The organism is Stenotrophomonas sp. WED208 (assembly GCF_040984485.1).
GTDB classification, from domain to species: Bacteria; Pseudomonadota; Gammaproteobacteria; order Xanthomonadales; family Xanthomonadaceae; genus Stenotrophomonas; species Stenotrophomonas riyadhensis.
Genome location: NZ_JAZARB010000001.1, coordinates 1,119,424 through 1,141,594, shown reverse-complemented (window position 1 = coordinate 1,141,594; position 22,171 = coordinate 1,119,424). Strand labels below are relative to the sequence as shown.

Annotated in this window: 19 protein-coding genes and 1 riboswitch; of the genes, 12 read left to right on the top strand and 7 right to left on the bottom strand. The window is 66.4% G+C overall.

Features of this window, described 5'->3' with window-relative positions:
- Positions 1-155 precede the first annotated feature (155 nt).
- Genes VPH47_RS05010 through VPH47_RS05000 form a run of 3 tightly spaced genes read left to right on the top strand, consistent with a single transcriptional unit; the run spans position 156 to position 1,947 of the window.
- Positions 156-788 carry a YceI family protein gene (locus tag VPH47_RS05010; protein ID WP_110713196.1) on the top strand — a complete coding sequence of 211 codons (633 nt, stop codon included), beginning with the start codon at positions 156-158 and terminating at the stop codon, positions 786-788.
- Between the two features lie 10 nt (positions 789-798).
- Positions 799-1,371 carry a cytochrome b gene (locus tag VPH47_RS05005; protein WP_153855745.1) on the top strand — a complete coding sequence of 191 codons (573 nt, stop codon included), beginning with the start codon at positions 799-801 and terminating at the stop codon, positions 1,369-1,371.
- A 3-nt stretch (positions 1,372-1,374) separates the two neighbouring features.
- Positions 1,375-1,947, top strand: coding sequence for a YceI family protein (locus tag VPH47_RS05000; protein WP_110713200.1), 573 nt, complete (start codon positions 1,375-1,377; stop codon positions 1,945-1,947).
- Between the two features lie 99 nt (positions 1,948-2,046).
- Here VPH47_RS05000 and VPH47_RS04995 read toward each other — a convergent pair whose 3' ends face one another.
- Positions 2,047-2,277, bottom strand: a complete 231-nt coding sequence (locus tag VPH47_RS04995) for a glutaredoxin family protein (RefSeq protein ID WP_110714365.1) — start codon at positions 2,275-2,277, stop codon at positions 2,047-2,049.
- Positions 2,278-2,376: 99 nt separating this feature from the next.
- Between VPH47_RS04995 and VPH47_RS04990 the strand changes: the two genes are divergently transcribed.
- Both VPH47_RS04990 and VPH47_RS04985 read left to right on the top strand, forming a co-directional pair.
- Entirely contained in the window at positions 2,377-3,759 is a 1,383-nt protein-coding gene (locus tag VPH47_RS04990; protein WP_049456519.1) for an L-serine ammonia-lyase, read from the top strand.
- Between the two features lie 128 nt (positions 3,760-3,887).
- Positions 3,888-4,883, top strand: coding sequence for an alpha/beta fold hydrolase (locus VPH47_RS04985; protein ID WP_368850253.1), 996 nt, complete (start codon positions 3,888-3,890; stop codon positions 4,881-4,883).
- Between the two features lie 106 nt (positions 4,884-4,989).
- On the opposite strand, the gene VPH47_RS04980 is transcribed toward VPH47_RS04985, so the two are convergent.
- Genes VPH47_RS04980 through VPH47_RS04970 form a run of 3 tightly spaced genes read right to left on the bottom strand, consistent with a single transcriptional unit; the run spans position 4,990 to position 8,317 of the window.
- Entirely contained in the window at positions 4,990-6,057 is a 1,068-nt protein-coding gene (locus VPH47_RS04980; protein WP_110713203.1) for a homoserine dehydrogenase, read from the bottom strand.
- The gene (locus VPH47_RS04975; protein ID WP_110713205.1) at positions 6,054-7,289 is read right to left on the bottom strand and encodes an O-succinylhomoserine (thiol)-lyase; all 1,236 of its coding nucleotides are present in this window, start codon (positions 7,287-7,289) and stop codon (positions 6,054-6,056) included. Before VPH47_RS04975 ends, VPH47_RS04980 begins: the two co-directional genes overlap by 4 nt.
- On the bottom strand, positions 7,286-8,317 hold the full coding sequence (locus tag VPH47_RS04970) for a homoserine O-succinyltransferase (protein WP_049401407.1): 1,032 nt from the start codon (positions 8,315-8,317) through the stop codon (positions 7,286-7,288). The genes VPH47_RS04975 and VPH47_RS04970 overlap by 4 nt, the downstream gene beginning before the upstream one ends.
- Positions 8,318-8,394: 77 nt before the next feature.
- A riboswitch (SAM riboswitch) is annotated at positions 8,395-8,513 on the bottom strand.
- Positions 8,514-8,662: 149 nt separating this feature from the next.
- On the opposite strand from VPH47_RS04970, the gene VPH47_RS04965 reads away from it, so the two are divergent.
- The 4 genes from VPH47_RS04965 (at position 8,663) to VPH47_RS04950 (ending at position 14,100) form a co-directional block, all read left to right on the top strand.
- On the top strand, positions 8,663-9,556 hold the full coding sequence (locus tag VPH47_RS04965) for a M23 family metallopeptidase (RefSeq protein WP_368850252.1): 894 nt from the start codon (positions 8,663-8,665) through the stop codon (positions 9,554-9,556).
- 66 nt (positions 9,557-9,622) lie between these two features.
- A complete protein-coding gene (locus VPH47_RS04960; RefSeq protein WP_049401409.1) occupies positions 9,623-11,227 on the top strand; it encodes a peptide chain release factor 3 in 1,605 nt (534 codons plus the stop codon).
- Positions 11,228-11,404: 177 nt separating this feature from the next.
- Positions 11,405-12,043, top strand: a complete 639-nt coding sequence (locus tag VPH47_RS04955) for a hemolysin III family protein (protein ID WP_110713209.1) — start codon at positions 11,405-11,407, stop codon at positions 12,041-12,043.
- A gap of 83 nt (positions 12,044-12,126) precedes the next feature.
- Positions 12,127-14,100, top strand: a complete 1,974-nt coding sequence (locus VPH47_RS04950; RefSeq protein WP_368850251.1) for an AsmA family protein — start codon at positions 12,127-12,129, stop codon at positions 14,098-14,100.
- A gap of 569 nt (positions 14,101-14,669) precedes the next feature.
- On the opposite strand, the gene VPH47_RS04945 is transcribed toward VPH47_RS04950, so the two are convergent.
- Genes VPH47_RS04945 through mtgA form a run of 3 tightly spaced genes read right to left on the bottom strand, consistent with a single transcriptional unit; the run spans position 14,670 to position 16,878 of the window.
- Positions 14,670-15,101: a CBS domain-containing protein gene (locus VPH47_RS04945; RefSeq protein ID WP_012511858.1), complete on the bottom strand. Its 432-nt coding sequence runs from the start codon at positions 15,099-15,101 to the stop codon at positions 14,670-14,672.
- Positions 15,061-16,080 (bottom strand): glycosyltransferase family 2 protein, encoded by a 1,020-nt coding sequence (locus VPH47_RS04940; RefSeq protein ID WP_368850250.1) that lies wholly within the window; start codon positions 16,078-16,080, stop codon positions 15,061-15,063. Before VPH47_RS04940 ends, VPH47_RS04945 begins: the two co-directional genes overlap by 41 nt.
- A gap of 48 nt (positions 16,081-16,128) precedes the next feature.
- The gene (mtgA, locus tag VPH47_RS04935) at positions 16,129-16,878 is read right to left on the bottom strand and encodes a monofunctional biosynthetic peptidoglycan transglycosylase (protein WP_368850249.1); all 750 of its coding nucleotides are present in this window, start codon (positions 16,876-16,878) and stop codon (positions 16,129-16,131) included.
- Between the two features lie 77 nt (positions 16,879-16,955).
- On the opposite strand from mtgA, the gene VPH47_RS04930 reads away from it, so the two are divergent.
- The 3 genes from VPH47_RS04930 (at position 16,956) to VPH47_RS04920 (ending at position 22,106) form a co-directional block, all read left to right on the top strand.
- The gene (locus VPH47_RS04930; protein WP_153855737.1) at positions 16,956-17,849 is read left to right on the top strand and encodes an Hsp33 family molecular chaperone HslO; all 894 of its coding nucleotides are present in this window, start codon (positions 16,956-16,958) and stop codon (positions 17,847-17,849) included.
- 149 nt (positions 17,850-17,998) lie between these two features.
- Positions 17,999-18,814, top strand: coding sequence for a hypothetical protein (locus VPH47_RS04925; protein WP_368851570.1), 816 nt, complete (start codon positions 17,999-18,001; stop codon positions 18,812-18,814).
- A gap of 388 nt (positions 18,815-19,202) precedes the next feature.
- Positions 19,203-22,106: a TonB-dependent receptor gene (locus VPH47_RS04920; RefSeq protein WP_368850248.1), complete on the top strand. Its 2,904-nt coding sequence runs from the start codon at positions 19,203-19,205 to the stop codon at positions 22,104-22,106.
- The last annotated feature ends 65 nt before the right edge of the window (positions 22,107-22,171 follow it).

Sequence of the window (22,171 nt, the reverse complement as noted above, 5' to 3'; positions counted from 1 at the left end):
CCTGTCCTGGCCCGATTGTCACACAGGGCCGGGTTCATGGCTGCAACAGCCTGTTTCCACGGGTGGCCCCACCACGAACTGTTGCAGCCATGTGCGCATCGTTGGCAGGGGCCTGTGCGTATGATCACAGCGTCCCCTTCCGGAGCCCGCCATCGATGCGTCCCTGCCTGGCCCTGCTGCCCATGCTGCTCGCCACCGCCCCCGCCTGGGCGGACGCAGACACCTATCGCCTCGATCCGGTGCATACACGGGTGTTGTTCACCATCGACCACGCGGGCTACTCGCAGGCCATGGGTACGGTCTCCGGCAGTGAAGGCCGCCTGCAGTTCGATCCCGACAACTGGCGCGAAGCCACGCTGGACGTCGAGGTACCCGTGTCGCGATTGGACCTTGGTGACGCCAAATGGAACCAGGCCACGCTGGCCCGCAGCCTGCTCGACGGCGAGCGTTTCCCCAGCGCACGCTTCGTCTCCAGCCGGGTCGAACCGATCGATGCCAAGCGTGCGCACGTGATCGGTACCCTGACCCTGCGCGGCGTCAGCCAGGAAGTCACCCTGGACGTGACCCTCAATGCCATCAAGCGCTACCCCCTCCCCCCGTTCCGACGCACCGCCGGTTTTTCCGCCAGCACCACGCTGAGCCGGCGCGCGTTCGGCATCACCGCCTGGCCGGGCGTCATCGGTGATGCAGTACAGCTGAGGATCGAGGCTGAAGCCACCCTCGACCGCAGCGACGCCCCGGGAACTCCCGCTCCCGTTCCGCACTCCGACCCCAAGACGGCCCGCTAGAGGACCTTTCATGACCGCCAAGAACACCCCCGCCGCCTGGGGGAGTGTCAGCCAGATCCTGCATTGGTTGATCGCACTGCTGATCCTCGCCCTGGGCGTGGTCGGCCTGACCATGGGCGAACTGCCCAAGACCCCCAAGTACTTCTGGGTCTACACCGCACACAAGTCGATCGGCATTACCGTACTGGCGCTGGTGCTGTTCCGCCTCGGCTGGCGCCTGTACGCCGGCGCCCCCAAGCCGGTGCCGGGCGTGCCCAGCTGGCAGGAGCGCATCGCCAGCGCCACCCACGTGCTGTTGTATGTGCTGATGTTCGCCATCCCGCTGTCGGGCTGGCTGTACGACTCGGCCAGTGGCCTGCGCCCGTTCCGCTGGTTCGGCCTGGTCGACGTGCCCAAGCTGAGTGGCCCGGATCCGCAGGTCGTCGCGGTGTCCCATGCCCTCCACGAATACGGCTTCTGGCTGTTGATCGCGGTGGTGCTGGCCCATGCCGGTGCTGCCCTCTACCACCACCTGTTCCAGCGCGATGCGACGTTGTCCCGCATGTTGCCGCGCGGCTGGCTCGCCTCCCCTCAGAAGGACTGACCGATGAACCTGAAACTGACCACCCCGGCCGCCGTGGCCGCCGCCCTGGCCGGCATGCTGGCCACTGCTCCGGCGCTCGCCGCCGACTACGCGCAGGCTCCCGGCGCCGGTTCGATCCTGGTGTTCGCCACCAAGTACGACGGTGAAGTGTTCACCGGCAGCTTCCCGGGCTTTGCCACCAAGCTCAGCTTCGACCCGGCCAATCCGGCCGCCGGTTCGCTGGACGTGGTGATTCCGCTGGCCGGTGCCAAGAGCGGCAACAGCGACCGCGACTCGACCCTGCAGGGCGCCGACTTCTTCAACGTCGGCAAGTTCGCCACTGCGCGCTACACCGCCAAGGGCTTCCGCGCGGTGGGCAATGACCAGTTCGCCGCCGATGGCACGCTGGAGCTGCGCGGCGTCAGCAAGCCGGTCACCCTTACTTTCACCTGGAAGCCGGGCACCCAGCCGGTGCTGACCGGCAAGGCCACGGTCAAGCGCCTGGACTTCGGTGTCGGCGGCGGTGACTGGGCCGATACCAAGACCATCCCGGACGACACCGCGATCAGCACGATCGTGAAGTTCAACGCGAAATAAGCAACAGGCCGGGGCACCGCCCCGGCCATCATCTCCGGTAGCGCCGGCCACTGGCCGGCAACCTCACCGATCCGGGCAGTTGCCGGCCAGCGGCCGGCACTACCGATCGACGGCCAGCCAGGCCTGCACCGTGGCTGCATCGAACGGCCAGTCCAGCTCACGCTCGCCGCGCTCGTCACGCAGCACCGGCACCCGCGCGCCGTAGCGTGCTTCCAGCGCCGGCTGGTCATCCAGGAACACCGATTCGAACTCCGGGGCCCGCGCCTTGGCCAGTTCGGCCAGGGCCATGTCGCACAGGTGGCAATCGTCACGTTGGATCAGGGTCAACACCGGTCGGGCTCCCATGGCGGAAATGCTGCGCCGCAGCCATCGGATGGCCCGGCAAGCCGTTAGAATAGCGGCTTGTCCGGTACCCGCAGTTTGGCATCCATGGCTGTCAGCACGTTCGACGTTTTCAAGATCGGCATTGGTCCGAGTTCCTCGCACACCGTCGGGCCGATGAAGGCCGCCGAGCGATTCATCCATCGCTGGCTGCTCGATCCGGGCCGCCTGCACGAGGTCGCGCGCATCCGCGCCGATGTCTATGGCTCGCTGGCGCTGACCGGCCGCGGCCATGGCACCGACAAGGCGATCCTGCTGGGCCTGGAGGGCCAGCGGCCGAACCTGATCGACCCGGACATCATCCCGGCCACCCTGGAGCGCATCCGCAGCAGCAAGCGCATCCAGCTGATGGGCCAGCACGAGATCGCCTTCGACGAGAAGCGCGACCTCGGCATGAACAAGCGCCAGAAGCTGCCGTACCACACCAACGGCATGCGTTTCACCGCGTACAACGCCGACGATGAAGTGATCGCCACCCGCGATTACTACTCGGTCGGAGGCGGCTTCGTGGTCAACCAGGACGACGCGGCCGATGACCGCATCGTGCCCGACGAGACCCCGCTGCCCTACCCGTTCAAGAGCGGCGACGAGCTGCTGGCGCAGACCGCACGCAGCGGCCTGAGCATCGCCCAGCTGATGTTCGAGAACGAGAAGTGCTGGCGCAGCGAAGACGAGATCCGCGCCAACCTGCGCGAGATCTGGAGCGCGATGCAGTCGTGCGTCGCGCGGGGCATCCGCGAGGAAGGCGTGCTGCCGGGTGGCCTGAAGGTCGGCCGTCGTGCACCGGCGCTGTACCGCGAGCTGTCGTCGAAGCCGGAAGCGGCGATGCGCGACCCGCTGACCACGCTGGACTGGGTCAACCTGTACGCACTGGCAGTGAACGAGGAAAACGCTGCCGGTGGCCGCGTGGTGACCGCGCCGACCAACGGTGCAGCCGGCGTACTGCCGGCGGTACTGCATTACTTCGACCGTTTCTGCCCGGGCGCGAACGAGCAGCGTGTGTTCGATTTCCTGCTGACCTCGGCGGCGATCGGCATCCTGTACAAGGAAAATGCTTCGATTTCCGGTGCCGAAGTGGGCTGCCAGGGCGAAGTGGGCGTGGCCTGCTCGATGGCGGCCGGGGGCCTGGTTGCGGCACTGGGTGGCAACCCGAGCCAGATCGAGAACGCCGCGGAAATCGGCATGGAACACAACCTTGGCCTGACCTGCGACCCGATCGGCGGCCTGGTGCAGATCCCCTGCATCGAGCGCAACGCGATGGGCGCGGTGAAGGCGATCAATGCCTCCCGCATGGCGATGCGTGGCGACGGCAAGCACAAGGTGTCGCTGGACAAGGTCATCAAGACCATGCGCGATACCGGCCGCGACATGCAGGACAAGTACAAGGAAACCAGCCGCGGTGGCCTGGCGGTGAACGTCATCGAGTGCTGAGTTGTAGAGCCGAGCCCATGCTCGGCTGATCGGGTAGGAGCAGCCGAGCGTGGGCTCGGCTCTACATCGGACGACACCGTCACCATGTTCCGGTTAGGCTCGGGGCTCCCCTGCCCCGGATTGGCCCCATGCGCGTGATCGCTGCTGCCCTGCTTGCCTGCCTGCCGCTGTCCGCGCTTGCCGCGCCGACCTATGGTCCGCGGCTGGAAGGTTTCGACTACGGCTATTCGGTGAAGATCTTCGCGCTGGAGTCGCAGCGGCAGCCACTGGAAATGGCCTATCTGGATGTCCTGCCCAAACGCCGCGCCATCGGCGTGGTGGTGCTGCTGCACGGCAAGAATTTCTGCGCAGCCACCTGGCAGCAGACCATCGCGCCGCTGCTGAACGCCGGCTACCGGGTGATCGCCCCGGACCAGGTGGGCTTCTGCAAATCCAGCAAGCCCGAGCGTTACCAGTACACGTTCGCGCAGCTGGCGGCCAATACCCACGCCCTGCTGCAGCAGCTGCAGCTGGAGGACATGCCGGTGCACCTGGTCGGCCACTCGATGGGCGGCATGCTGGCGGTGCGCTACGCGTTGATGTACCCGCAGGACCTGCACAGCCTGTCACTGGTCAATCCGATCGGGCTGGAGGACTGGAAGGCGCTGGGCGTGCCATGGCGCAGCGTCGATGCATGGTATGCCGGCGAACTGAAAACCAGCTATGACAGCATCCGCCGCTACCAGCTGGACGTGTACTACGACGGCACGTGGAAGCCGGCGTACGAACCATGGGCACGCATGCAATCAGGCATGTATGAAGGCCCGGGCAAGCAGGCCGTTGCGTGGAGCCAGGCACTGGCCTCGGACATGGTGTTCAACCAGCCGGTGGTCTACGAACTGAAGAACCTGCAGGTACCGACCACGCTGTTCATCGGCCAGAAGGACCGCACCGCGATCGGCCGTGACCTGGCGCCGCCGGAGGTGAAGGCGACGCTGGGCAATTATCCGGCGCTGGGCAGAGCAGCGGCCGAGGCGATTCCCGGCGCGACGCTGGTCGAGTTCCCCGAACTGGGCCATTCACCACAGGTGCAGAACCCCAAGCAGTTCAACAGCGCATTGTTGAAGGCCTTGAAGTCCCGCTGACCGACGGCTGCTTGTGTAGAGCCGAGCCCATGCTCGGCTCATCCAGCAGGAGGCGATTCCGCCAGGAGCAGCCGAGCATGGGCTCGGCTCTACACAAGCGATGCGGTCAACCTACGATCCGCAGTACATCATCCAGCAGCGCGGCTGCGGTGACTTCCGCGCCCGCGCCCGGTCCCTGGATCAACAACGGTTGGCGGCGGTAGCGATCACTGTGGATGGCCACGCGGTTGTCGGTGCCCGCGCCCTGTGCCAGCGGATGATCGGCCGGCAGCTCGCGCAGGCCCACCTGCGCCCCTTCGCCATCAACGCGGCCGACGAAACGCAGCACACGACCGTTGTCACGCGCCTGCTGCCAACGCGCCTGCAACGGCGCATCCAGTTGCTCCAGTGCGGCCACCGCATCTTCCAGCGGCAATGCCGCCAGCGCGTCAGGCACCAGCGAATCCACCTGTACCTGCGACGCATCCAATGCCAGGCCGCTGCTGCGCGCCAGGATCAGCAGCTTGCGGCGTACATCTTCGCCGGACAGGTCCAGGCGTGGATCCGGCTCGGTGTAGCCCGCCGCCAGTGCTTCCCGCACCGCCACCGAAAACGGCGACTGGCCGTCATAGCGATGGAACAGCCATGCCAGCGAACCGGACAGCACGCCTTCGATGGCATGGATGTGATCGCCACCGGCCACCAGCGCACGCAGGCTGCTCAACAGCGGCAGGCCCGCGCCCACCGTCGCGCTGTCGCCATAGCGTGCGCCACTGTCGGCACAGCTTTCAGCAATGGCCTGCGCGCGGGCCAGCTGCGCACCACGGCCCAGCTTGTTGGCGGTCACCACGTGCACGCCGCGCGCAAGCCACTGCACGTGGCGTGCGGCGACGTCTTCGCTGGCGGTGGCGTCGACCACCACGTCACCCCGTTCCAGCCCTTCGGCGCTCGCCCACGGCGGCGAACTCTGGCCATCGCGGGGTGCACGACGTGCCAGTTCCAAGGGCAGCGCCAGGTCGCGATCGATCTCCAGCGCGGTGCGTGAATTGGCCAGCCACTGCACGCTGGGCAGTTCCAGGCCACGTGCCTGCAACGCCTGGTAGCGCTGCACGAAGGCTGAGCCAACCGTGCCAGTGCCGAGCAGCGCCAGGCGCCCCGCGCCCAGCGCAGGAATGTCAGCGGCGAGCGCGCTCATGCATCCACCACCTGTTTGCGGCGCGCAGCCGCATCGATCACGGCTTCGGCGCGCTGCAGCGCTGCGCCGAGATCAGCCAGCAGGTCACGCTCGGCCTCGATGCCGACCGACAGGCGCAGCAGGCCCTCGCTGATGCCGGCGGCCGCGCGCGCTTCGGCGGTCATCGCTGCATGGGTCATGGTGGCCGGGTGCGCGATCAGGCTTTCGACGCCACCCAGCGATTCGGCCAGGGTGAAACAGCGCAGGCCATCGACGAACGCACGCACCGCCGCATGCGGATCATCGCCGGCGCAGTGCGCCAGTTCGAATGACAGCATCGCGCCGAAGCCATTCTGCTGGCGCGCGGCGATGGCGTGGCCCGGGTGATCGGCCAGGCCCGGGTAGTACACCGCGCCGACCGCCGGATGCTGGTCCAGCAGGGCGACGATCGACGCGGTGTTTTCCTGGTGCACGCGCAGGCGCGCATCCAGCGTGCGCAGGCCGCGCAGGGTCAGGAACGCATCGAACGGCGAACCGGTCAGGCCCAGTGCGTTGCCCCACCACACCAGCTGCTCGTGCAGTGCCGGATCGCGCGCGACCACCGCACCACCCACCACATCACTGTGGCCATTGATGTACTTGGTGGTGGAATGCAGCACCAGGTCCGCACCGAACGACAGCGGCTGCTGCAGCGCCGGCGACAGGAAGGTGTTGTCGACCACCACGAGCGCACCGGCCTTGTGCGCGGCCTCGATGACGAAGCGCAGGTCGGTGATGCGCAGCAGCGGGTTGGACGGGGTTTCCACCAGCACCAGCTTCGGCTGCGTGGCCAGCGCCTGCGCCAGCGCGCGCGGATCGGTCAGGTCGGCGGTGACCAGCTCGAAGTGGCCCTTCTTCGCCAACGCGTTGAACAGGCGCCAGCTGCCGCCGTACGCATCGTGCGGAACCACCAGGGTATCGCCCGGCTGCAGCAGCGCGTTCAACACCAGGTTGATCGCGCCCATGCCGGTTGCAGTGATGACACCGCCGGCGCCACCTTCCAGTTCGGCCAGCGCTTCACCCAGCAGGTCGCGGGTCGGGTTGCCACTGCGCGTGTAGTCGTATTGGCGCTTGTTGCCGAAACCTTCAAAGCTGAAGTTCGACGACAGCACGATCGGCGGCGTGACCGCGCCGTGTGCGGTGTCCCGATCGATGCCGGCACGGACGGCGGCAGTGGTGCGACTACAGGACGGCTCGTTGGCGTGCAGGCTCATGCGGACTCTCCAGAGGTGCGGAAGGCGGTGGCGAGGATCGCGTCGATGCGATCGGTTTCTTTGAGGAAGGCATCGTGGCCATAGGGCGAGCGCAGCACGCGCAGGCTGCCGCGCGGGCCCAGCCCTTCGACCAGGCCGACCAGGTCGGCCAGCGGCACCAGGCGGTCGCCCTCCACGGCCACCACCACGGTCGGCGGCAGGATCGCGGTGGGGTCGACGCGGTGCAGGTCGATCGATTCAGACAGGCGCAGGTAAGCGGTCACCGGCGTGCGCGCGACGTACTGCGCACCGGCCGCATCGAGATAATCTTCGGCGGCCACGCGTACGCGGCCATTGATCACTTCCGGTGCGGCGTCGAAGCGCTCGCCGAACTCTTCCGGGGTGCGGTAGCTGAGCATGGCGAACTGCCGGGCCAGGGCCAGGCCGTGGTCTTCACCGCACTGCAGCTGGCCAAGCGCGACCGCGCGGCGCTGCAGTGCACGCCAGGCGGCGGCATACGGGTGCGGACGATGCGCGCCGCTGGCCAGCACCAGCTGGCGCACACGTGCACGGTGGCGGATCGCGAACTGCTGGCCGACCAGCGCCCCGTAGGAGTAGCCCACGAACGCCTTCAGCGTGCGGATGCCGAGATGGTCCAGCAGCAGCGCCAGTGCATCGGCCTGGTCGGCGGTATCGATCGGCACATCCAGTGCACCGTCGGCGCCGATGAAGTCGAAGGCCAGTACACGCAGCTGCTGCGGATCCAGCGCGCGCCCGCTGCCGACCAAGTCTTCGGCCCAGCCCTTCTCGCTGAACTGTGCATTGGACGCCACATGGCGATGGGCGGAAATGCCGCCGGCCAGCACCACCACCGGCGCATTGGCCGGGCCGACCCACTCATAGCGCAGGCGCACCGGGCTGGGGCCGGCGTGACGCATCGACAGCACCGCGGCGAACTCACCGCGCTCGGCATGCACGCGGTCTTCGACCGGCACGCTGACGGGGACAAAGGGTTCGGGGCGAAGCGCGGTACTGGCGGCGAAGCTCATGGCGGGATCCGGTTGGGGAATCGGCCATCGAGCCTTCGCGGGGCCCGCGTTCGAGATGCACGTGGGGTGCATGGTTCGAACCATCTTTCGGTGGACGCCACGGTCCCCGCAGGATTTGGCACCTACGCAGACGCTTGCGCGCCTGCGGGCTGCCCCGGCTTCAAAGGGCCTGTCCCTCTGCCGGTCTCGATGGTGGAGCCACGATGCCAGCCCTTTCCGGTACTGTCAATCCCTTCATGCGGATAAAGCGATGAATATTTTCAACGCGACTATGCGAAGGCGGTCGCGGCCGTCCTGTTCAGGATCGGCTACAGTCCCGGCGGTCCCTACCCACTGGAACCACTGATGCTGCGCCTGCCCCTGACCTGCCTGCTGTTGTCCCTGCTGGCGAGCACGACGGCCAGCGCCGGTGACTGGCGCCAGGGCTGGGGACTGGTGCCCAAGGCCGCCCCGGCCGCTCCGCCGCCCCGTGGCGAGACCGCGCAGAGCGCTGCGCCGATGGCCCAGCTGCGCCTGCAGCCGCTCGGCGAGCACTGGCAGGCCCGGGTCGACAACGCACTGGCCGGTCCGCTGCAGGTCGAACTGCGCGCCGCGCCCGGACGCCCGGTCGAAGGCCTGCCGGTGCAGTCGCTGATCCAGGGCGACAGCAGCCTGGTGGTCGGCCACCTGCCCGCCCCGTCCAACGGCCGCCCCCTGGACCTGCGCCTGCAGTCGGTGCCCGGCAATCCGGCCGCACAGGCCGAGGATGTCGCCTACCGCCTGCCGTTCGATACGACCCGCCCACGCGTGGACCAGGCGCCACAGGGCCGATTCAGCCACGATGACGAGGAAAACCGCGATGCGGTCGACTTCGCGCTGCCGGAGGGCACCCTGGTGCTGGCCGCGCGCGAGGGCACGGTGATGCAGATCCAGGATGGCTTCCGTGGCAACGGCCAGGACCGCGAACGCGATGGTGCCCGCGCCAATTTCATCCGCGTGCTGCACAGCGACGGCAGCATGGCCCTGTACGGCCACCTGCAGGCCGGCGGCATGCGCGTGCGCCGTGGCCAGGCAGTGGGCGCCGGGCAGCCGATCGGCCTGTCCGGCAACAGCGGCTACAGCAGCGCGCCGCACCTGCACTTCGTGGTGCAGGTCAACCGCGGCATGGGCCTGCGCTCGGTACCGGTGCGCATCTTTGCCGAGCAGGGCCAGTTGCAGTTCGCCCGCCAGGGCGAGGCCGACGGCGGTACCGGGCGCTGACCGGCCCTGGCCGGTATAATCGAGCGCTTATCTCTTTGAAAAGCGCCCCGGGCGGGCGCCACTGCCATGTCCGAAGTCGCCAACGAAGCGTCGCGTCGCCGCACCTTCGCCATCATCTCCCACCCTGACGCCGGCAAGACCACGCTGACCGAAAAGCTGCTGCTGTTCGGAGGCGCGATCCAGATGGCCGGTTCGGTCAAGGGCCGCAAGGCCGCCCGCCACGCCACTTCCGACTGGATGGCGCTGGAAAAGGAACGCGGCATCTCCGTCACCTCTTCGGTGATGCAGTTCCCGTACGAAGGCAAGATCGTCAACCTGCTCGACACCCCCGGCCACGCCGACTTCGGCGAGGACACCTACCGCGTGCTGACCGCGGTGGACTCCGCGCTGATGGTGATCGACGTGGCCAAGGGCGTGGAAGAGCGCACCATCAAGCTGATGGAAGTCTGCCGCCTGCGCGACACCCCGATCATGACCTTCATCAACAAGCTCGACCGCGAGGGCAAGGACCCGATCGAGCTGCTGGATGAAGTGGAAACCGTGCTGGGCATCCAGTGCGCGCCGGTGACCTGGCCGATCGGCATGGGCCAGCGCCTGAAGGGCGTGGTCCACCTGCTGACCGGCGAAGTGCACCTGTACGAACCGGGCCGCAACTTCACCCGCCAGGACTCGACCATCTTCCCGTCCATCGATGCGCCCGGCCTGGCCGAGAAGATCGGTGCGCAGATGCTGGCCGACCTGCGCGACGAACTGGAACTGGTGCAGGGCGCCAGCCACCCGTTCGACCTGCAGGCCTACCGCGCTGGCAAGCAGACCCCGGTGTTCTTCGGCTCGGGCGTGAACAACTTCGGCGTGCAGCCGTTGCTGGACTTTTTCGTCGAGCATGCGCCGTCGCCGCAGGCACGCTCCACCACCGGCCGCGAGATCGCCCCGGAAGAGAACAAGCTGACCGGCTTCGTGTTCAAGATCCAGGCCAACATGGACCCGCAGCACCGTGACCGCGTGGCGTTCATGCGCGTCTGCTCGGGCCGCTTCAGCGCCGGCATGAAGACCTTCCACGTGCGCACCGGCAAGGAAATGAAGCTGGCCAACGCGCTGACCTTCATGGCCAGCGACCGCGAGATCGCCGCCGAGGCGTGGCCGGGCGATGTGATCGGCATCCACAACCACGGCACCATTTCCATCGGCGATACCTTCACCGAAGGCGAAGCGGTCACCTTCACCGGCATCCCCAACTTCGCCCCGGAACTGTTCCGCCGCGCACGCCTGCGTGATCCGCTCAAGCTCAAGCAGCTGCAGAAGGGCCTGGCCCAGCTGTCCGAGGAAGGTGCGACCCAGTTCTTCCGCCCGCTGACCAGCAACGACCTGATCCTGGGTGCGGTCGGCGTGCTGCAGTTCGACGTGGCCGCCTATCGCCTGAAGGACGAGTACGGCGTGGAAGCCACCTTCGAGCCGGTCAGCGTGACCACTGCGCGTTGGGTCCACTGCAGCAACGAGAAGAAGCTGGAAGAGTTCCGCGAGAAGAATGCGCTGAACCTGGCGCTGGATGCGGCCGGCCACCTGGTCTACCTGGCACCGACCCGGGTCAACCTGCAGCTGGCCCAGGAACGCTCGCCGGACGTGCGCTTCTCGGCCACCCGCGAAGCGGCGCACACCGTTTCGGTAGGCTGACGCCACGGGGTCGGATCCCTTTCCGGCAGGAAAGGGCTCTGACCCCGGCCGTCGCAGGCGGTTCATCCCCGCAACACAGGAATTCACCGACCATACGGTGACGGGCGTGCACACACCGCCCATCGCGGCGATGATAGGGGGGTGCGGGTCCCCCTCCCCGCGAACGATGCCTACGCCATGTCCACGACTTCCGTTGCTTCGATCCGCGAAGAAATCGCCAGCGCCCTAACCCACGGTCTCGGTGCCGTGTTTGCCCTCGGCGCCGGTGCGGTGCTGATCACCCTGGCCGCCATCTACAGCGATGGCTGGCAGCTGGCCGGCGCCATCGTGTTCGGCATCGCGCTGCTGCTGCTGTACACCGCCTCCACCCTCTACCACGCCATCCAGCACCCGGTCGCCAAGGGACGCCTCAAGGTGTTCGACCACTGCGCGATCTACGTGCTGATCGCCGGCACCTACACCCCATTCACCCTGATCGGCCTGCGCGGCCCGTGGGGCTGGGGCCTGTTCGCCGCAATCTGGACCCTGGCCCTGGCCGGCGTGGTGTTCAAGCTGTTCTACACCGGCCGCTTCAAGCGCCTTTCGACAGCCATCTACGTGGCCATGGGCTGGCTGGTAATCGTGGCGATCAAGCCGATGCTGGCCTCGATCGACGGCTGGACGCTGGGCTGGCTGCTGGCCGGTGGCCTGTCGTACACGCTGGGCACCTACTTCTATCACCGCGAATCGATCCCTTATTCGCACGCGATCTGGCACCTGTTCGTGATCGGCGGCAGCGTCTGCCACTTCGTCGCGGTCACCATGCAGGTGCTGTAGATCCCAGTCCGTGCGCGGTGCGTGCACACCGCGCACATGGACGCTTCGCGCCCCGTCCACGATGAGGGAGCAACCATGGCCGCGTGAATGCCGCCGCCTCCCCCGCCGCGCCGCGCACCTCGCGCTGGCGCCTCCGTCGACCCGGCCCACGTGGCCGACGCTGGCTGACCGCCCTGGTCTTCCTGCTGGCGGCGACCCTGGTGCTGATCGCCCTGTGGGACTGGAACTGGTTCAAGGGACCGGTCGAGCGTGCCGTGCAGGCGCGTACCGGCCGTGTGCTGCACATCGGGAACCTTGATGTCGACCTCGGCCGCACCAGTACGATCCGCGCCGATGCGATCACCTTCGCCAATGCCAGCTGGGCGAAACAACCCGATATGGCCAGCGCCGACCGCGTCGAGATCGATGTGCGGGTCTGGCCCCTGCTGCGCGGCAGCGTACAGCTGCCTGAAGTACGCCTGACCCGGCCGGACGTGCTGCTGGAAACCGCGCCGCGCAAGGGTGAACCCGGCAACTGGGATTTCCTCGGTGACAGCTCTGGCGGTACAACTCTCCAGCTCAAGCGCCTGCGCATCGACGACGGCCGCCTGCAGTTCCTCGATGCGCTGGGCCGTACCGACATCCGCGTGGACGTGCGCAGCGGCCAACCCAAGCAGGCCGACGCCGCACCACCCCTGCTGGTGCAGGGTAAGGGGCACTGGCAGGGCAATCCGTTCACCCTTCGCGGCGGCACCGAATCTCCACTGCAGCTGACCGACAGCGACCACCCGTTCCGCATCCACCTCGACGGCCGGGCCGGCGCCACCCACGCCATAGCCAGCGGTACGTTGACCAACCCCTTCCAGCTGCGCGTGTTCGACCTGCAGTTCGCGCTCAGCGGGCAGGACCTGGCCGACCTCTACCCGCTGCTTGGCATTGCCATTCCGCCCTCCCCGCCCTACGCGTTGAATGGCCGCCTCAAGCGCGACCACAACGTCTGGCGCTACGACGCTTTCACCGGCAAGGTCGGTGACAGCGACCTCGGCGGCAATCTGCAGTTCGAAGTGGGTGGCGCACGCCCGCGGTTGACCGCTACGCTGGAATCCAAGCGCTTGGACTTCGATGATCTGGCCGGTTTCGTCGGCGCCCCACCGAAGACCGGCGGTGGCGAAACCGCGAACGCGGAACAGAAGATCGAGGCCGCGCGCATCGCCGCGCGCACGCGGGTGCTGCCCGATACGCCCTACAACCTCGGCAAGCTGCGTGCGATGGATGCCGACGTGCACTGGAAGGCCCACCGCATCAACGCGCCATCGCTGCCGCTGGATGACATGGACGCGCACCTGTTACTGGATGACGGCGTACTGCGGCTGGACCCGCTGAACTTCGGCGTCGCTGGCGGCGATATCCGCAGCACGATCCGCATGGATGCGCGCCAGCCGCAGATCAGTACCGCGCTGAAGGCCAGTGTGCGCGGCGTGCAGCTGGGCCAGTTGTTCCCCGGCGCCAAGCTGGCCGAACAGGCCAAGGGCGGCATCGGCGGCGAAGTGGACCTGAGCGGTCGCGGCAACTCGATCGCCGCAATGCTCGGCAGCAGCAGCGGCAAGGTCGGCCTGGCGATAGGTCGTGGTCACGTCGGCAACCTGGTGATGGAACTGGCAGGGCTGGATATCACCGAATCACTGAAATTCCTGGTGACCGGCGACAAGCAGATCCCCCTGCGCTGCGCCTTCGCCGACTTCGGCGTGCGCGATGGCCTGATGACCAGCCAGGCACTGGCGGTGGATACCACCGACACGATCATCATCGGCGAGGGCACGGTCAGCCTGCGCGACGAGACCCTGGACCTGCTGCTGAAGCCACGGCCGAAGGACAAGAGCGTCCTGGTACTGCGCTCGCCATTGCACATCAGTGGCACGTTCAAGACCCCGTCATTCCGCCCGGACTTCAAGGCGCTGGGCATCCGCGGCGCGGTGGCCCTGGCACTTGGCAGCATCGCCCCGCCGGCGGCGCTGTTGGCAACCATTGAACTGGGGCCGGGGAAGGACGCCGACTGCGGTGGGCAATATGCGAAGTAGGAGCGGGTGTTCGCGGCGCCCCGTTTTTCCGCGCGTAGAGCCGGAGCAAGGCGACAGGCAGGACACGCCGTAAATACGTCCTTGTAGGCTCGGTCGGCGCATCCATGCGCCTCACGGTCCTGCCTGCCGCCTTGCTCCGGCTCCGGACAGTTTCCAGCGCGCGGAACGAGAGCGGAAATTCAAAGTCAAAAGAAGAAAGCAAAGTCAAAAGCTGTTGCCAACCAAGGTTGGCAGCTACCAAAGGCAGTCAACCGACGCTGCAACCCACCGCGCTCGCAGGAACGTGTCCAGAGGCGGAGGGCATGGCCGTGCAGGACCGTTGGCGCCATGGATGGCGCCATCGAGCCCCCATGGGTGAGGGCGCTTTGCTTGCGAAGCACTGCTTCGCAAGCGCCCGAACGCCCAGCCGCTAGCGGCTGGGCCGGACCGCGGAGCGGGGTTTACGGCGTGTCCTGCCCAGCCGCAACCTCCGCCTCCCCATGCATCAGGAAGGCGCTGCGCTCAGCTCTGGCTTTGGCTTTGAGCTTCGAAAAGCGGGCCGGCGGGCCGCAGGCCCGCCAGCGAACAACTCACCCCGCCACGATGTACTGCTGCAGCTGATCCAGCTCGCGCCGCTGCGCATCGATCACCGACTTCACCAGGTCACCGATGGAAATCACCCCCAGCACCTGCGCGCCCTCAACCACCGGCAGGTGGCGGATGCGGTAGTCGGTCACCAGCTGCAGGCAATGCTCCACCTGCTCGCCCGGCGAGACCGTCACCACCTGCGCCGTCATGATCTCCGCCACTGCCGTATCCCGCGACGAACGATCACGCAGCACGATCTTGCGCGCGTAATCGCGCTCGGACAGGATCCCGACCAACCGCGGCCCGTCCATCACCAGCACCGCGCCAATGCCCTTTTCCGCCATCAACCGGATCGCATCGATCACCGCCGCGTCCGGCGCGACCGCGTGAACTTCAGGAGACTTGCCGTCCAACAGTTGCCGTACCGTGGTCATCTGCCTTCCCTCCGAGGGTGGGTTGCAGGGCCGAGTCTGCCACGGCGGATGCTAGCCACGCGTCAACCAGGTACAACGGCCTCTGCTTGGACTCTTCGTACAGCCGCCCCAGGTACTCGCCGATCAGGCCCAGCGCGATCAGCTGCACCCCGCCCAGGAACAGGATCACCGCCATCATCGTCGGCCAACCCGCCACCCGGTCACCGTACAGGGCCGCCTTGGCGATCACCCACACGCCGAATACGAAAGCCACCGCCGCCGTTGCCAGGCCCATGTAGGTCGCCGCCCGCAGGGGAACGGTCGAGAACCCCGTAATGCCCTCCAGCGCGAAGTTCCACAGCCGCCACAGGCTGAACTTGCTGGTGCCGGCCACGCGTGCATGGCGGTGATAGGGCACCGCAATCCGCTTGAAACCGACCCAGCTGAAGAGGCCCTTCATGAAGCGGTGGCGCTCGCGCATCTCGCGCAGCGCGCTCAGTGCGCGTGCCGAAAGCAGGCGGAAATCGCCGGTATCGGCAGGGATCGGCGTGCGCGACAGGCGACCGATCACCCGGTAGAACATCGCGGCCGTGGCCCGCTTGATCCAGTTCTCGCCATCACGCACCAAGCGCGTGCCATAGACGTTGTCGTAGCCTTCGCGCCATCGCTCGACGAACTGCGGCACGAGTTCCGGTGGATCCTGCCCGTCAGCATCGAGGATCATCGCCGCTCCGTCGCGCACCAGGTCCAGGCCCGCGGTCAGCGCGGCTTCCTTGCCGAAGTTGCGCGACAGCTTCAACGCCGACACGCGCGTGTCGGCCTGAGCCAATCCTGCGATCACGTCCCAGGTGCCGTCGTGGCTGCCGTCGTCCACATAGAGGATGTGGCCCTCGATATCGGGCATGCCGTCCAGCACCGCACACAACCGCGGATGCAGCAACGGCAGTGCCAGGGCCTCGTTGTAGGCGGCGATGACAAAGGTAAGCCGTTCGCGGGTCATGCCCCGATTGTACGTTGCCGCCGCCCGCAGATCAGGCAACGTGGGCCCTCATTCTTCCGACAGGTACGCCGCACCGCCCAGCTGCCGTGCCTGGCGCTGGATCCATGCCGCACGGCGCTGCACATACGGCCCCGGTGCCGCCGCGTTGTAGCGCCGCGGTGCCGGCAGCACCGCCGCCAACCGCGCGCTCTCGGCCGGGCTCAACCTGGCCGCGTCCTTGCCCCAGAATTTCTGCGCCGCCGCCTGCGCGCCATAGACGCCGTCGCCGAACTCGGCGATGTTGGCGTACATCTCCAGGATGCGCTCCTTCGGCCACAGTGCTTCGATCAGCACCGTGTACCAGACCTCCAGGCCCTTGCGGATCCAGCTGCGGCCCTGCCAGAGGAACAGGTTCTTGGCCACCTGCTGGCTGATCGTGCTGGCGCCACGCAGGCGCCCACCCTTGGCGTTGTGGTCGCGGGCCTTTTCGATCGCCTGCAGATCGAAGCCGTTGTGGTCGGGGAAGCGCTGGTCCTCGGCGGCCACCAGCGAAATCGGCAGGCTCGGTGCCATCTGGTCCAGGTCGCGCCACTGGTAATGCAGACGATACGACCAGTCAGCCTCGCCCAGCGCCTCGCCATAGCGCCACAGCATGACCGTGGACAGCGGCGGGTCGATGAACCGCAGTACCAGCACCTGCAGGCAACTGAAGGCGGCCAGCAGCACCGGCAGCCACAGCAGCCGTTTCCAGCGCCAGCGCCTGCGGCGCGGGACATCCGCCCCGGCCTCTACCTTGTGCTGCTCTCCCCCTGCCCCCATTACTGGTGCATCCTTCTTCTGTCTGGTTGTCGGCGCATTATCCGGCAACCGTCCCCGTTTACGCGCGATGTGAGCCGATGACCGCCAACCCCGATTCCCTGATCCGCTTCCTGCTCCCCGACGCCGGCGTCCGAGGCGTCCATGTGCGCCTGCAGGCCACCTGGCAGGAAATCCTGTCCCACGCCGAATACCCGGATACCGCCGCCGAACTGCTCGGCGAGGCCTGCGTGGCCTCGGCGCTGTTCACCGGCCACACCAAGATCGATGGCCGCTTGTCGATCCAGCTGCGCAGCAGCACCGCCCTGCGCACCCTGTTCGCCGAGTGCACCGCCGCCGGCACCCTGCGCGGCATTGCCCAGCTCAGCGAGGGCGCCGATGCGCCGCGCGACCTGTCCAGCCTGGGTGATGACGCCCTGCTCGCGATCACCATCGAGAACCCGGGCCTGGACCCGCGCGAGCCGCAGCGCTACCAGAGCCTGGTCGGTCTGACCGCGCCGGAGCTCGACGAAGCCTTCGAGGATTATTTCCGCCAGTCCGAACAGCTGCCGACCCGCCTGCTGCTGGCCGCCGACCGCAACGGCGCCGCCGGCCTGCTGCTGCAGAAGCTGCCGGGCGACGAAGGGGACGAGGACGGCTGGGCGCGCGCCAGCGCCCTGTTCGAGACCCTGGGCAAGGCCGAGCTGCTGGCGACCCCGGCCGAGCAGCTGCTGCACCGCCTGTTCCACGAAGAGAAGCCGGAGCTGATGGGCGACAAGCCACTGTCCTTCGCCTGCTCCTGCTCCCGCGAACGGGTCGCGTCGATGCTGCAGTCGCTGGGCGAGGACGAGGCCCGCGCCGCGGCCGCAGATACCGGCGCCGTCGAGGTCCGTTGCGAATTCTGCGGGCGGGAGTATCACTTTGCTTTGACGGAGTTCGGCATACTGTTCCACGGTGCCGAGGGGACTGTACCGGCACCTGAACGGCTTCAGTAAACAGCTTGTCTTGCATCTGGGGGGATCAAGGCTTGTTAAGAATTCATAAACACCCTAGGATCAAGTTCCCGTCTCCACGGGAACTTCCGTTGTCCGTCCCTGTCTGAACTGGTCCGATGCGTACCTTCCTGCGTCTACCGCTGGCTTTGATGATCGCCCTTGGCGCGATCACGGGCGTGCATGCGCAGAGCAAGGACACCCGCACCGTGCTTCCGGTGTGGAACAAGGGCAGCGGCAAGGTCGAGGCCCTGCTGTACCTGGAGCCGACCGGCGAACAGGCAGCCGGCGCCCGCTGGCACTTCGGCCGCAATTCGCTGGATGCGGCCTTCGGCCTGTCCTCGGGCGACTCGCTGGGCCTGCTCTGCAACAGCAGCAGCGGGACCAGCATCAGCGGCCTGGCCAGCCATTGCATGCTGGCCAGCCTCGGCGACGAGGATGACCTCAACAGCCGCCGTTTCACCGGCACCGCCGCGCTGAACCGCGGCAGCAGCCGTCTGGGCATCACCGCCGGTACCGGCCGCGAAACCCTGCCGGCGTGGCTGGCAGGCCCCAACAAGACCCCTTCGCTGCGCGCCGAACAGAACGATCTGACCGTGTTCGCGCAGAAGAACATCGGCCGCGAAGGCTTCGTTTCCATCGCTGGCACCTACGCCAAGGCCCGTCTGGTGCCGCTGGCCGATGCCTCGCCAGCCCTGGTCGATCGCTGGGACAGCAAGAGCCTGAGCATCGGCGCCGGCTACGGCAACTTCACCGGCAGCATCATCGGCCGCGTCGTCGACGTACCGGGCAAGCCCGGCAAGTGGGAAGGCCTCGGTATTGGCCTGACCTGGCGCACCCCGTGGTCCGGCCAGCTCACCGTAGGCGCCGAGAACGTGATCAGCCGCGGCAAGAATCCGTTCTCCCCGCGCAATGAAAGCAACGACGACGGCACCGTGCCGTACGTGCGTTACGAACAGGACCTCTAAATCTCCAAGCCCGCCAGGCGGGTCGTGCAGTGACAGTCTCCGGGCGCCGAAAGGCGCCCGTTTGCATGTGCGCGCCGGATCCGACGAAAGGCATCGCATCGAATCCCGGATACTGCGGGAAAGTGCATCGACACATGGCGATACATATCAAGAGAAACTTTTTTCGTCATTTTTACTTAACAAATGAGGCAAAGCCGCGCACGCCACCGCGCAAGCACATGATTATTCTTAAAAAAGCGTGTTTTTACCAAAATCATAGATTTGATTAACACAGCTTTAATTCTTGGCCAGCGCCCGCTACTATCGGCTCAGCCTCGCGATTTGGGAGCGCTCTTCGCTCCCCCGCCGGGCATTAACCCAGCCAAGATTTCTTGGAGAGAGAGAGCCAATGAAACTCAAGTCCAGCCAGCTGCGTGATGCAGTTGTGATCGCGCTTGTCGCCGGTGCCACCACCGCGACGGCCCACGCCCAGGAAGCCACCAACCTTGATCGCATTGAGGTCACCGGTTCGCGCATCCGCCAGGTCGACACCGAAACCGCCCAGCCAGTACTGAGCATCAGCCGCGCTGCGATCGAGAAGAGCGGCTTCAAGTCTGTCGCTGATGTCCTGCAGAACATCTCGGCCGCCGGCAATCCGGCCATCAGCCGCTCCCAGCCGCTGTCGTCCGGCGAAGCCGTCGGCGGCTTCTACATCGATCTGCGCAACCTCGGCGCCCAGCGCACCCTGGTCCTGGTTGACGGCAAGCGTCTTGGCGCCAGCGTCAACGGCCTGCAGGACGTTTCCCAGATCCCCTCGGCCATCGTCGAGCGCATCGACGTCCTGAAGGACGGCGCGTCCTCGATCTACGGCTCCGACGCGATGGCGGGCGTGATCAACATCATCACCCGCAAGAACTTCGAAGGCCTGGAAGCCAACGTCAATGTCGGCCAGTACGGTGAAGGCGATGGCCAGAAGTCCAGCTACGACTTCGTGGCCGGCTTCAAGGGAGACCGTGGTTCGATCACCATCGGTGCCGAGTACGCCGAGGAGAAAGAAGTCTGGGCCCGGGATCGCTGGTTCAGCAAGTACGGCAAGACCTCCTTCCACCCGGGCGCGGCCTCGAACTGGACCCCGGTCAGCCAGTGGGGCATGGTCTACGACCTGGACAACCCGGACGGTCCGAACCTGAGCCTGAATCGCGGTGGTGATCCGCGCAACATCAACGACTACCACGAAACCGACCTGACCCCGATCACCGGTGACGTAAGCAATTCCAACGAGCAGATGCACCTGATCACGCCGACCAAGCGTCGCAGCGTGTTCGCGAATGTGCAGTACGACCTCACCGACAATGTCCGCTTCGTCTCCGACCTGCTGTACACCCGCCGCGAGTCCGAGGCGCAGGTCGCAGGCTATCCGTTCCAGTCGGAAGCCTATACAAACCTGGGCGCAACCTGGTCGAAGGACAGCTACTACAACCCGTTCGGCAAGGACATGGCGTATGTCCGCCGCGGCTGGGAAGTGCCGCGCGTGTCCAACAACAAGCTCACCACGTTCCGCTTCAGCGGTGCGTTGCAGGGTTCGTTCCAGTTCAATGACAAGTACTTCGACTGGGAAGCCGGTTACCTGTACCAGAACTCGGAGAACAACCAGAGCCAGACCGGCAACTACAATGTGCTGGCGGCCAATGCGGCAACCGGTGCATCGTTCTTCAATCCGAACTCCGGCCGGGTTGAGTGCGGCACCGCCGCAGGTCTTGCCGCGGGTACCAACCCGGCCTACGGCGCTGGCCCGGGCGGTTGCGTGCCGTGGAATCCGACCATCCCGTATGGTCGCTCCGGCGACGGCGGCCTGACCGGCAACCCGGAACTGCAGCAGTTCCTGTTCCCGACCACGCACAACACCGGCGAAACGACGATGACGTCCTACTACGCGAACATCGCGGGTAGCCTGTTCACCCTGCCCGCCGGCGACCTGGGCTTCGCACTGGGTTACGAGTACCGCGAACAGAAGGGTAACTTCAATCCGGACGCGCTTTCGCAGTCGGGCTATTCGACCGACTTGGCCGCCGGTCCGACCAAGGGCAAGTACGACGTCAACGAAGTCTATCTGGAGTTGAACGTTCCGATCCTGGCAGACCTGCCGGGCGCCAAGGAACTCAGCCTCAACGCGGCTACGCGTTATTCGAAGTACAGCACCTTCGGCAATACCACCAACAGCAAGTTCGGCCTGAAGTGGAAGCCGATCGACGAACTGCTGGTGCGTGCAACCTGGGCTGAAGGTTTCCGCGCACCAACCATCGCCGATCTGTACGGCGGTTCGTCGCAGTCGTTCGAAGGCTTCACTGACCCGTGCGACACCAAGTTCGGCTCGGCGGCCAGCAATGCGGCCACCGCTGCCCGTTGCGCACAGGACATCGCCAACGCTGCTACCTTCCGCCAGCTGCGCCAGGGCTATGTCCCGGCGGACGGCCCGGGTGAACAGAGCCCGGTGCCGTTCGTGTCGGGCTCGAATCCGAACCTGACCCCGGAAACTTCGACCTCGAAGACGGTCGGCCTGGTCTGGAGCCCGTCCTTCGTCAGCGGCCTGAACATGAGCCTGGACTGGTGGAGCATCAAGATCGAAAACACGATCGTCGACGATGCGCCGGATGACCAGCTCAACGACTGCTATGTGCTGGGTATCGCGGACCGCTGCAACACGTTCTCCCGCGACGCAGCACGTGGTTTCGTCAACAAGCTGAGCTACGGTGGTCGCAACGCCGGCTACATCGAAACCGAAGGTTACGATTTCGACGTGGCCTACCGTTTCGAAACCAGCGCGTGGGGCACGTTCAACATGAACCTGCAGAACACCTACGTTACCAAGAACGTGCTGAAGACCACCAACGACGATTCGCCGGTGCAGATCTACAACGGCTTCGCGTCCAAGGACCAGGCCAACTTCCGCCTCCGTTCGAACCTGACCATTGGCTGGGAGTACGGCGACTGGGGCGTGACCTGGGGCTCGCGTTACTACTCCAGCCTGAAGGAGCGTTGCTTCTTCGGCCTGCAGAGCGAATGCTCGATCCCGGACTTCGGCTCGCCGGATTCGCTGCACGACTTCCCGATGAACAAGCGTGGCGCAACCACCTTCCACGACGTCCAGGTCTCCTGGAACGCCCCGTGGAACGCGACCATCGCCGTCGGCGCACGTAACGTGTTCGACCACTACGGTCCGCAGATGTACTCGACGCCGAACTCGCAGTACTCCTACTACGGCGGCTACGACATCGGTCGTTTCGTGTACATGCAGTACAAGCAGAAGTTCTGATCGATCCACTGATCGGCTGATGCAGCAACGGCCCCGCAAGGGGCCGTTGTTCTTTGCGCCTTCGC